Below are 10,283 nucleotides of genomic sequence, written 5' to 3'. Positions count from 1 at the left end.
GGCCAGACCGGCAACGGGGCGTGGCAACAAGAAGGTGTGTCCTGATGAAACTGCCGCCTTGCCGAGCTGAGACGGCGAGGCCTGTGCTGCGGTTCACCCTCCCCCTTGTGGGGAGGGTCGGCAAGCAATCGGGAGCAGAGCGAAGGATTGCGAGACGGGGTGGGGGTAATCGAGGCTTGCTTGCAACGTTCATTGAGTGGAAAGGGCAAGGACTGGTGCGGTACCGAGGTTCATCAGCGACGTTTCAGCCAATCGCGAAGGTCAGCGATCTGCTGAAGCGCCTGCTCCGCAACGCAGCCGACTCAGGCATGGAACCGCAGGTCAGCCCGATGATGGCGGCGGGAAACCGCCTACCGTGCCGCCTCGACGGGCCGCAGGAGGCTCAACAAGGCGCCATAGGGCACAAGCATCGCCAGACCGATCAGGACCTTGACGCTGAAATCGCCGAGACCGAGCGAAACCCACAGGGGGACATCCAGGCCGAACAGCGAGACCGGGAAGGCGAGCGAATTGTCCGGCAGGCCAAAGGCGGTGTCGAGGAAGGCGAAGCGCGCCGCGAAGGCGAGCGAGAAGAACAGGATCGTGTCGAGCACCGAGCCGATCATGGTCGAGATCAGCGGTGCGCGCCACCAGGTCTGGCGGCGCAGCCTGTCGAAGATGGCCGTATCGAGAAGCTGTGCGGCGAGGAAGGCTGTGCCGGAAGCAATCGCAATGCGCGGGCTTGCCAGCCAGACCGACAGGACGACCGCAATTGCAAAGCCGACGATCACGATCCGGCGCGCTGCCGCGGGACCGAAGCGACGGTTGGTCAGGTCGTTGATGAGAAAGGCGATCGGATAGGTGAAAGCGCCCCAGGTAAGGATCTCGCCGAGGCCGAAATGCCCGAACGGGAACTGCACCAGGAAATTGGAGGCGGTCACGACGACGACCATGGCGGCCATGAAAGGCCAAAGTGATTGCGGACGGGTCATTTTTTTAACCTGGGTGATGGAACCAGTCGGCGGGTTAGGGTCCCGAATCCGAAATTCGTCACATGTTCCTGCAAGCTCCGAGCGAATTTGGGATTCGATTCGGTCACCGGCAACTTTATGATTCTAGTGTGGTCTTGGATTGACATTCGTTCTCAAGGCCACTGCAACCAGAGAAACGAACTTCAAATCCACCACACTAGGCCCGCCGCAATGATGGCTTACGCAGTCGCCTGTTCGGCCAGCTTCTTGGCGACCTGCTTCTTCAACAGGCGAGCACGCTGGGAGAGTTCGGCATTGTCTGCCTTGACGAGGAAGGCATCCAGGCCGCCGCGATGCTCGACCGTGCGCAGGGCATTGGCCGAAATGCGCAGGCGGAAATTCTGGCCAAGCGTCTCGGACATCAGCGTGACATGGACGAGATTGGGCAGGAAGCGACGCCGGGTCTTGTTGTTGGCGTGGCTCACATTGTTGCCGGTCATGACGGACTTGCCGGTCAGTTCGCAAGCGCGGGACATGTCTTATAACCTTCAGTTCTGTCGTGCCAAATGCCTCTATCGCACCAGTCGGGGCGGCGCGCGGGCAATTTCAGGCGGCCTCATGGAAATTCGCCGTTCCCATAGAGGCATTTGCCAAGCGGGTCAAGTGTCAGGCTGCACCGGATACCCAGGTTGCCTGGGGAAGGATGCCAATCGGACCGGGGAACCCGGCACCCGTATAAACGGTTGCAGCCAGGCCTCCACATATTCGCCCGATTGCCGCGACAATGGGCGGATGCAAGGGCGTTTCGGAACCGGAGACATTCGATGATCGTCCGTCTGCTGCTTGCCGGCATGGTGCTTTGTTCAGCCTCCGGCGCGAGTTTCGCCGAGGCCCGGGAATTCCGGGCCCGTTACGAAGCGTCGCTGTTGGGCTTTCCTATTGGCCGCGCCGATTTCTCAAGCCGCTTCGAGGGCGAGAATTTCGCCCTTTCGGGCCGCTTTGCAAGCGCGGGTATCGCCAGGATATTCGACAGGACCGACGGAACGACGACGGCTAAAGGCCGCTTCACCGGCTCCGGAGTGCGTCCGGACGCCTACCGGCTGACCTATACCAGCGGCAGGAAGCGCCAGAAGACGGAGATCGACTTCTCGGGCGAGCGCGTGAGCAGGACGGTCAATGTGCCGCAACCGAAAAGGCGCGGCCGCAACTGGATTCCCGTGGCCGAAGAGCATCTTGTCGGCGCGGCCGATCCGCTTTCGGCCATGCTGATCCGTGCCGGGAGCTCCGACGAGGTCTGCGACCGCACGCTCAAGGTCTATGACGGCGAGATCCGGGTCGATCTCGTCTTGAGGAAGGCCGGCGGAGGCGAAAGCCTGGGCTCGGGCACGGTTACCTGCAGGGCACGCTTCGTGCCCGTATCCGGCTACCGGAAGAACCGTTCCGCGATCCAGTTCCTGCGCGATAGGTCGAAGATACTGATTGCCTTCGCGCCTGTCGGCCAGAGCGACATTCATTCGCCTGTCGAGGCAAGCGTGGGAACAGAGATAGGGACGGTCAGGATACGCGCCTATCCGATAGATTGAGCGGTCTTCGGGCCGGAGGCGCGATTTGTGCCGGGAAGCATGCATGCCGTCGCCTTCCGGCGCACCTGCGGAGCGGGCCTAGGGCTCCAGTTCGACATCCCAGTAGAGATAGTCCATCCAGCTTTCATGCAAATAATTGGGCGGGAAAAGCCGCCCATTGTTATGCAGATCGTGGACCGAAGGCCGATAGGGTTTCTGCATCGGCCACATCTTGGCCTGAGCGGGCATGTGCCCGCCCTTGCGCAGGTTGCATGACGAACAGGCCGCCACCACATTTTCCCATGACGTGACGCCGCCGCAGCGGCGCGGGACCACATGATCGAATGTCAGGTCCTCGCGCTTGCCGCAGTACTGGCACTGGAAGCGGTCGCGCAGAAAGACGTTGAAGCGCGTGAAGGCGGGGTAGCGCGAAGGCTTCACATAGGTCTTCAGGCTGACCACGCTCGGGATCTTCATCGAGAAGGACGGCGAGGAGACCGCGTGCTCGTATTCCGCAACGATATTGACCCGATCGAGGAAGACTGCCTTGATTGCGTCCTGCCACGACCAGAGCGACAGCGGATAATAGCTCAGCGGACGATAGTCCGCATTCAGCACCAGAGCAGGTAAGCCATCTGGCGATACTGCGATCGTCACTTTCCAACAGCTCCTTGGGCGGCAGATCGATCGGTGCGCATACTGTAAGCCCGAGACGACAGGAATGTGAAGCGGATATTCCAGTTCCGCGACAGCTCTGCGGCCCGATTTATGCAATTTTTAAGCGGGTTTAGAGTGGCGGGGCGCCTTCCCTGCCTTTGATGCGGGCATAATAGGCCCAAAAAAGCCGTGCTGCGACCCCGCGCCAGGGGCTCCATGATTCGGCCATCAGGTAGAGCGATTCGGCGTCCGGTCTGACCGGCAGACCGAAGGCATGGGCGACCGCGCTTTGCAGCGCCACGTCGCGGGCGGGGAAGATGTCCGGATGACCGGCGCAGGCCAACAGATAGACTTCCGCCGTCCATGGACCGATCCCGTCGATCTCCGTCATGCGCCCGATTGCCTCCGCCGCATCGAGTTCGCACAGGCTCTCCAGATCGAGCCGTCCCTCGGTCACGGCATTGGAGACGGCCAGGAGAGCACGCTGCTTGGGCCGTGACAGACCGGCTYCCCGGAATACGGCCTCGCCTGCCGCAAGGACGGCTTCCGCCGTCAGCGGCCGGATTAGATTGGCCAGTCTGGCAAAGATCGCGTCCGCGCTTGCGCGCGAGACCTGCTGCGAGACGATGATGGAGGCCAGGCTCTCGAAACCGGCCGGCCGCAGCCGCAAGGGCACGGCCCCCGCATGGGCATGCACGGCCTGCAGCCGCGGATCGCCGGCGGCAAGCGCCGCAAGGCCTTCGGCGATGTGGTCCAGATTTTCTATGCGGCGCATGCGCGTCCTTGCCGTTCGAAGCGCGAGACCGTAGCAATCACCCTATGACCGCGACAACCCGTTTCCCGCTTGACCGATGACAGGTTCCGTCTTCCGCTTCGCGCCCAGTCCCAATGGCGAACTGCATCTCGGTCACGCCTATTCCGCTCTTCTGAATTTCGATCTGGCCTGCGAGGCTGGAGGGCGTTTCCTCCTGCGCATCGAGGATATCGACACCACGCGATGCACGCCGGAATTCGAGGCCGGGATTTATCGCGATCTCGAATGGCTCGGCATTTCGTGGGAAGAACCGGTGCGGCGGCAGTCGGAGCATTCCGCCGACTACGCGGAAGCCCTCGACCGGCTGATCGACGAAGATCTGGTCTATCCTGCCTTCATGAGCCGCGGCGACATCCGTTCCCACATCGCCGATATGGAGGCGTCCGGCGCAAGTTGGCCGCGCGACCCCGACGGCGCCCCTCTCTATCCCGCGCTCGACAAGCATCTCCCGCAGCGCGAAAGACGCCGGCGCATGGCGGACGGTGCTCCCTTCGCCTGGCGTCTAGACATGGAAGCGGCGGTGGAAAGAGTTGGCGGCGGCCTCTTCTGGCGGGAGGAAGGGTTCGGCCCGGCCATGGAGACGGGCGAAATATCCGCCCGCCCCGCCGAATGGGGCGATGTCGTCATTGCGCGCAAGGAAACCCCGACCAGCTACCATCTCGCCGTCGTGGTGGACGATGCGCTGCAGGGGGTGACGAATGTCGTCCGCGGCCGCGATCTTTTCCGCGCGACCGCCGTGCACCGGCTACTTCAGGAGCTGCTCGGCCTGCCTGTTCCGGCCTATTTCCATCACGATCTGGTTCTCGGCGAGGACGGGAGAAAGCTTTCCAAGAGCAGGCGGGACACGGGCATCTCCGCCTTGCGCGAGGCCGGCATGACCCCGGCCGACATCCGCCGCTTGGTGGGGCTGCCGCCCTTCACGGCATCCGCTTGAGCCCGGCCTCAACCCGGAACCCGCCTCCGCGCTTCCCTGTAGCGCCTGATGGCCGCGTTGAGCTCTCCGCCAAGGATGAAGATCGCTGAGACGATGTAGAGAAAGACCACGGCGATCATGATCGAGGCAAGACCGGCATAGGTGGTCACATAGCCGGAGAAGCGGTCGAGATAGGCCGCAAAGGCCGCCGAGCCCGCCGCCCAGGCGATCAGCGTGAAGATGATGCCGGGCAGGATGTCTACGAAACGGCGGCGCCCGGCGGGCAGCCACATATGGACAGCCACGAGCGCCGCCACGATCACGGTCGCAGCGATCACATACCGCCATAGAGTGATCGTGCCCATATATGGCTCCAGCCATTCCAGGTTGCGCTCCGCGATGCGGCCGATGAGCGGCGCGAAGACCAGGAGGATGCTGATGGCAAGAAAGACCACGGTCGCGATCAGGACGAAGGCAAGGCTCTGGATGCGGCGGAACAGGAAGGAGCGGGTTTCGGCGACCCGATAGGCGCGGTTGAGCGACGTCCGCAGCGCCTCGACCCCGTTCGAGGCGAATATCGCCGCGATGACGACGCTGAAGGTCAGGAAATCGCCACGCTGAATTGTCAGCACGCGGACCACCTCGTGAGCGATCGGCGCCGCGATCTGGTCCGGCCAGGTGTCGAAGACGAGATGAACCGCCGTGTTGGCAAAGCTGTCGGCGCCGACGAAGCTGGCAAGCGCCGTGGCGAAGATCAGGAAGGGAAACAGCGCCATCAGTGCGGTGATGGCGAGGTGGCTTGCCATGGACCAGCCGTCATCGGCATCGAAATGACCAAGGGCGTCGCGCAGGATCCTCTTGATCGCCACCAGTCTGCGCACCGTCCCTCCATCAATTTGCTTTTGCGAGGCCATTCGCATCGGAAAAGTGGCAGGCATGCGGTGATTTGCCAACGCGACAACCGCGCCTTGGTTGCAAATCCACAGGCCAGGGCCAGCGATGATCCGATCAATTTGGCCGCTGCCGGTTTCCCGGCAAACAGCTTTGCTCTATGAATCCGCCGCGTCTAGGAACGGCGCTTTGATCGAAAGCGCCCCAAAGGCGAAGAAACGCCGGCTTCTGCCGACCGGCATTGATGGCTTCCCAACCCATTCGAACACGGAAAAGCTTATGTCCACCGTCTTCAACATCCTGGCCATTCTCGTCATGGTCGCCGTCGTCATCGTGCTGATCCGCGGGCTGGTCAACATGATGCGCGGCGGCTCCGCCAACACGTCGAACAAGCTCATGCAGGCCCGTGTCATGCTGCAGGCGATCGCAATCGTCTTCATCGTGCTGGCTCTGTGGTATGCCAAGGCCCGTTCATAGGCTCTTCCTCTTCATCGACTTCGGGGTAAAGCCGAATGGTCAAGCTGAACAAGATTTACACACGCAAGGGCGATGACGGTACGACCGGGCTCGCTGCGGGCGCTCGCCGGCTCAAATCCGACCTGCGCGTCGCCGCCTACGGCACGGTAGACGAGGCCAATGCCTGCATTGGTATGGCTCGGGTCCACACGACCGCTTCCAGTCCCGAGGTGGATGCCATGCTGGCGCGCGTGCAGAACGATCTCTTCGATCTGGGCGCCGATCTTTCCACTCCGGATACCGGCGAGGCGCTCAGGCATGAGCCTCTCCGCATCGTCGCCGCGCAGGTTGCCCGGCTCGAGGCCGACATCGATATGCTCAACGCAAAGCTGAATCCCTTGCGCTCCTTCATCCTGCCGGGCGGCTCTCCGGCGGCGGCGGCGCTGCATCTGGCGCGCACCGTGGCCCGCCGCGCCGAGCGCCTGATGGTCAAGCTCAAGCAGGAGCCGGGCGAAAAGGTGAGCGACGAGGCGATCCGCTACATCAACCGCGTCTCGGACCTCCTGTTCGTCGCCGCGAGGGCGGTCAATGACAATGGTGCTGCCGACGTGCTATGGGTTCCGGGGGAGAATCGCTGACGTATCTTCGGTGGAGCGAGAATAGGCCCGAATGTTCATACCGCTCCATGACGCCAATCATCTGAGATATATCAAGCGTCAATACGTCACGCTGGCCATCATCGCGGCCAACATCATCGCCTTTCTCACCACCGCCTATGGAGGAACCGACTTCGCCCAGGCGGCGGTCCTCGGGCTGGGCTACATCCCCTCCGTCTCGCATGATCTGGCGATCCTGCCGCCCGAACTGACGCTGGTGCCTGAACCCTTCACCTACGTCACCTACGCCTTCCTGCACGGCGACATTTTCCACCTCGGCGGCAACATGCTGTTCCTATGGGTCTTCGGCGACAATGTTGAGGATGCGCTCGGTCATATCCGGTATCTGATCTTCTACCTTGCCTGCGCCGTCGCGGGCGCGATTTCGCACGGCCTGATCATCCCCGATTCCAATGCGCCCCTGATCGGTGCATCCGGGGCGATCGCCGGCATTGTTGCGGCCTATCTCATGCTGCATCCAAGGGTGAAGGTCTGGGTCCTGGCCTTTGCGCGCATTCCGCTGCGCATTCCGGCTTTCATCGTCCTTGCGCTATGGATAGCACTGCAATTCGCGATGCTGCTTTTCGACAGGGAGAACCAGATATCCTGGGCTGCCCATGTCGGCGGCATCCTGGCGGGAGCGGTCCTGGTCGTGATCCTGCGGCGACGGGACGTGCCCCTTCTCGACCGGCGGCTGGAAACGCCGCAGGCGGCCCGCCTCGAAGGCGAATAGGCCGCACTTTGATATTGACCTGGGGCCCTGGTCTCACTACGGTCCCGCCGCTTCCAGAAGGCAGCCGACCGGGAAGGTGGGCGGCTTTGTCCGATCTCCCCTTGCCGATGTCGGTATCTGGCCGATTAGCCAGCCTGAAGGCCGATATGATCGGTGCGAGTTTCCCGGCAGAAAGCCCGACAGAAAGGTTGAATGCGCATGAAAGTAGTTGTCCCGGTAAAGCGGGTTATCGATGCGAATGTTAAGCCTCGCGTGAAGGCGGACGGCTCGGGCGTCGAGCTTGCCAATGTGANAAGCGGGTTATCGATGCGAATGTTAAGCCTCGCGTGAAGGCGGACGGCTCGGGCGTCGAGCTTGCCAATGTGAAGATGGCGATGAACCCGTTCGATGAGATCGCGGTGGAAGAGGCCATCCGGCTGAAGGAAGCGGGCAAGGTTGAGGAGATCATCGCGGTTTCGATCGGTCCCGCCCAGGCGCAGGAGACGATCCGCACCGCGCTCGCCATGGGCGCCGATCGCGGCATCCTGGTCAAGGTGGACGACGTGGTCGAGCCTCTGGCGGTGGCGAAGATCCTGAAGGGCGTGGTCGAGGCGGAGAAGCCGGAACTCGTCATTCTCGGCAAGCAGGCGATCGATGACGACGCCAACCAGACCGGTCAGATGCTGGCCGCGCTGCTGGGCTGGGCGCAGGGCACCTTTGCGTCCAAGGTCGAGATTGGCGGCGGCAAGGCCAAGGTGACGCGCGAGGTCGACGGCGGATTACAGGTGGTGGAGCTCAAGCTGCCGGCGATCGTCACCACGGATCTGCGCCTGAACCAGCCGCGCTATGCCTCGCTGCCCAACATCATGAAGGCGAAGAAGAAGCCGCTCGACGAGAAGAGTGCAGCTGATTACGGCGTCGACGTCGCGCCGCGCCTGAAGGTGGTCAAGACCGAGGAGCCGGCCGGCCGCAAGGCGGGCGTCAAGGTTAAGGACGTCGCCGAGCTGGTCGACAAGCTGAAGAACGAAGCCGGCGTATTGTGAACCTCTTGCCCTCCCCTTGGGGGGAGGGTCGCGCCGCAGGCGCGGGGTGGGGACAAAGCCGTCAAAATTTGTCCCATCCACCCCCACCCCGGCTCTCTTGCTTTGCTTATGCAAAGCGCTCGCCGACCCTCCCCACATGGGGAGGGTAGAGGCAGCGCCGCGCAGAACCGAAAAGGACAAGGACCATGGCAATTCTGCTGCTTGCCGAACATGACAACGCAACCCTTTCCGACCAGACCGCCAAGGCGCTTTCGGCCGCAACCAAAATCGGCTCTGACATCGACATCCTCGTCGCCGGGAAGGGCGCCAAGCCTGCCGCCGATGCCGCCGCCAGCCTGAAGGGCGTGCGCAAGGTGCTGCTTGCCGAGGCCGACGAACTGGCCGAACGGCTTGCCGAGCCGACGGCAGCCCTGATCGTGTCGCTGGCCGACGGCTACGACACTTTCGTGGCGCCGGCCACGACCACCGGCAAGAATGTCATGCCGCGCGTCGCTGCCCTGCTCGACGTCATGCAGGTGTCGGATGTCATCGAGGTGGTCGACGGCAAGACCTTCAANGTCGAGCTTGCCAATGTGAAGATGGCGATGAACCCGTTCGACGAGATCGCGGTCGAGGAAGCGATCCGGCTGAAGGAAACGGGCAAGGTTGAGGAGATCATCGCGGTTTCGATCGGCCCTGCCCAGGCGCAGGAGACGATCCGCACCGCGCTTGCCATGGGGGCCGACCGCGGCATCCTGGTCAAGGTCGACGACGTGGTCGAGCCGCTGGCGGTGGCCAAGATCCTGAAGGGCGTGGTCGAGGCGGAGAAGCCGGAGCTCGTCATTCTCGGCAAGCAGGCGATCGACGACGACGCCAACCAGACCGGCCAGATGCTGGCCGCCCTTCTCGGCTGGGCGCAGGGCACCTTCGCCTCCAAGGTCGAGCTTGACGGCGGCAAGGCCAAGGTGACGCGCGAGGTCGACGGCGGATTGCAGGTGATCGAGCTGAAGCTGCCGGCGATCGTCACCACCGATCTGCGGCTCAACCAGCCGCGCTATGCCTCGCTGCCCAACATCATGAAAGCGAAGAAGAAGCCGCTCGACGAGAAGAGTGCTGCCGATTACGGCGTCGATGTCGCGCCGCGCCTGAAGGTGGTCAAGACCGAGGAGCCGGCCGGCCGCAAGGCGGGCGTCAAGGTCAAGGACGTTGCCGAGCTGGTCGACAAGCTGAAGAACGAAGCCGGCGTTCTTTAAGGAATTCAGATGAGGCCGGCCTGCAAACGACCGGCTTCTGCGCTTCCGGTGCTCACGTACCAAAGTACGCTCCGCTCTGGTTCTCGAATCCAACAGTTTTCGGCTCGGCCTGACCTGAATTCGGTCGCAGCCGCGCCCCGTGAAGGAACAAGAATATGGCTATTCTGCTGCTTGCCGAACATGACAATGCAACCCTTTCCGACCAGACCGCCAAGGCGCTTTCGGCCGCCACGAAGATCGGTTCGGACATCGACATCCTGGTCGCCGGCAAGGGCGCCAAGCCTGCCGCCGATGCCGCTGCAAAACTGAAGGGCGTGCGCAAGGTGCTCCTGGCCGAGGCCGACGGGCTGGCCGAGCGGCTTGCCGAACCGACGGCCGCCCTCATCGTGTCGCTGGC

Annotated in this window: 12 protein-coding genes and 1 pseudogene; 8 read left to right on the top strand and 5 right to left on the bottom strand. The window is 62.9% G+C overall.

Annotated features, from left to right (window positions below):
• Nucleotides 1–350: 350 nt before the first annotated feature.
• On the bottom strand, nt 351–971 hold the full coding sequence (locus tag L598_RS09880) for a VUT family protein (protein ID WP_144862062.1): 621 nt from the start codon (nt 969–971) through the stop codon (nt 351–353).
• A 218-nt stretch (nt 972–1,189) separates the two neighbouring features.
• A complete protein-coding gene (rpmB, locus tag L598_RS09875; RefSeq protein WP_144862060.1) occupies nt 1,190–1,486 on the bottom strand; it encodes a 50S ribosomal protein L28 in 297 nt (98 codons plus the stop codon).
• Between the two features lie 288 nt (nt 1,487–1,774).
• On the opposite strand from rpmB, the gene L598_RS09870 reads away from it, so the two are divergent.
• Nucleotides 1,775–2,533 carry a DUF3108 domain-containing protein gene (locus L598_RS09870; RefSeq protein ID WP_144862058.1) on the top strand — a complete coding sequence of 253 codons (759 nt, stop codon included), beginning with the start codon at nt 1,775–1,777 and terminating at the stop codon, nt 2,531–2,533.
• A gap of 78 nt (nt 2,534–2,611) precedes the next feature.
• Here the strand turns inward: L598_RS09870 and L598_RS09865 are convergent, their stop codons facing one another.
• Together L598_RS09865 and L598_RS09860 are read right to left on the bottom strand one after the other, a co-directional pair.
• Nucleotides 2,612–3,169 carry an HNH endonuclease gene (locus L598_RS09865; RefSeq protein ID WP_144862056.1) on the bottom strand — a complete coding sequence of 186 codons (558 nt, stop codon included), beginning with the start codon at nt 3,167–3,169 and terminating at the stop codon, nt 2,612–2,614.
• 130 nt (nt 3,170–3,299) lie between these two features.
• Nucleotides 3,300–3,944, bottom strand: a complete 645-nt coding sequence (locus L598_RS09860) for a DNA-3-methyladenine glycosylase (RefSeq protein WP_144862054.1) — start codon at nt 3,942–3,944, stop codon at nt 3,300–3,302.
• Nucleotides 3,945–4,020: 76 nt separating this feature from the next.
• Here L598_RS09860 and gluQRS point away from each other — a divergent pair, with 76 nt between their 5' ends.
• Entirely contained in the window at nt 4,021–4,917 is an 897-nt protein-coding gene (gene gluQRS, locus L598_RS09855) for a tRNA glutamyl-Q(34) synthetase GluQRS (protein ID WP_144862052.1), read from the top strand.
• Nucleotides 4,918–4,925: 8 nt separating this feature from the next.
• Here gluQRS and L598_RS09850 read toward each other — a convergent pair whose 3' ends face one another.
• The gene (locus L598_RS09850; protein WP_144862078.1) at nt 4,926–5,810 is read right to left on the bottom strand and encodes a YihY/virulence factor BrkB family protein; all 885 of its coding nucleotides are present in this window, start codon (nt 5,808–5,810) and stop codon (nt 4,926–4,928) included.
• A gap of 256 nt (nt 5,811–6,066) precedes the next feature.
• Between L598_RS09850 and L598_RS09845 the strand changes: the two genes are divergently transcribed.
• The 6 genes and pseudogenes from L598_RS09845 to L598_RS09820 all read left to right on the top strand — a co-directional run.
• Nucleotides 6,067–6,264 (top strand): twin transmembrane helix small protein, encoded by a 198-nt coding sequence (locus L598_RS09845; RefSeq protein ID WP_144862076.1) that lies wholly within the window; start codon nt 6,067–6,069, stop codon nt 6,262–6,264.
• 35 nt (nt 6,265–6,299) lie between these two features.
• Nucleotides 6,300–6,881, top strand: a complete 582-nt coding sequence (locus tag L598_RS09840) for a cob(I)yrinic acid a,c-diamide adenosyltransferase (RefSeq protein WP_144862050.1) — start codon at nt 6,300–6,302, stop codon at nt 6,879–6,881.
• Nucleotides 6,882–6,912: 31 nt separating this feature from the next.
• A complete protein-coding gene (locus tag L598_RS09835; RefSeq protein ID WP_144862047.1) occupies nt 6,913–7,632 on the top strand; it encodes a rhomboid family intramembrane serine protease in 720 nt (239 codons plus the stop codon).
• A 302-nt stretch (nt 7,633–7,934) separates the two neighbouring features.
• The gene (locus L598_RS09830; protein WP_144862045.1) at nt 7,935–8,654 is read left to right on the top strand and encodes an electron transfer flavoprotein subunit beta/FixA family protein; all 720 of its coding nucleotides are present in this window, start codon (nt 7,935–7,937) and stop codon (nt 8,652–8,654) included.
• 185 nt (nt 8,655–8,839) lie between these two features.
• Entirely contained in the window at nt 8,840–9,886 is a 1,047-nt protein-coding gene (locus L598_RS09825; RefSeq protein WP_144862043.1) for a hypothetical protein, read from the top strand.
• 155 nt (nt 9,887–10,041) lie between these two features.
• A pseudogene (locus L598_RS09820) lies at nt 10,042–10,283 on the top strand (electron transfer flavoprotein subunit alpha/FixB family protein); the annotation flags it as partial.

The sequence above is a fragment of the Mesorhizobium sp. J18 genome (assembly GCF_007829525.1).
Classification (GTDB): domain Bacteria; phylum Pseudomonadota; class Alphaproteobacteria; order Rhizobiales; family Rhizobiaceae; genus VLJP01.
Note: the sequence above shows the minus strand (reverse complement) of the source record. Positions and strands in the feature narration are given on the sequence as shown.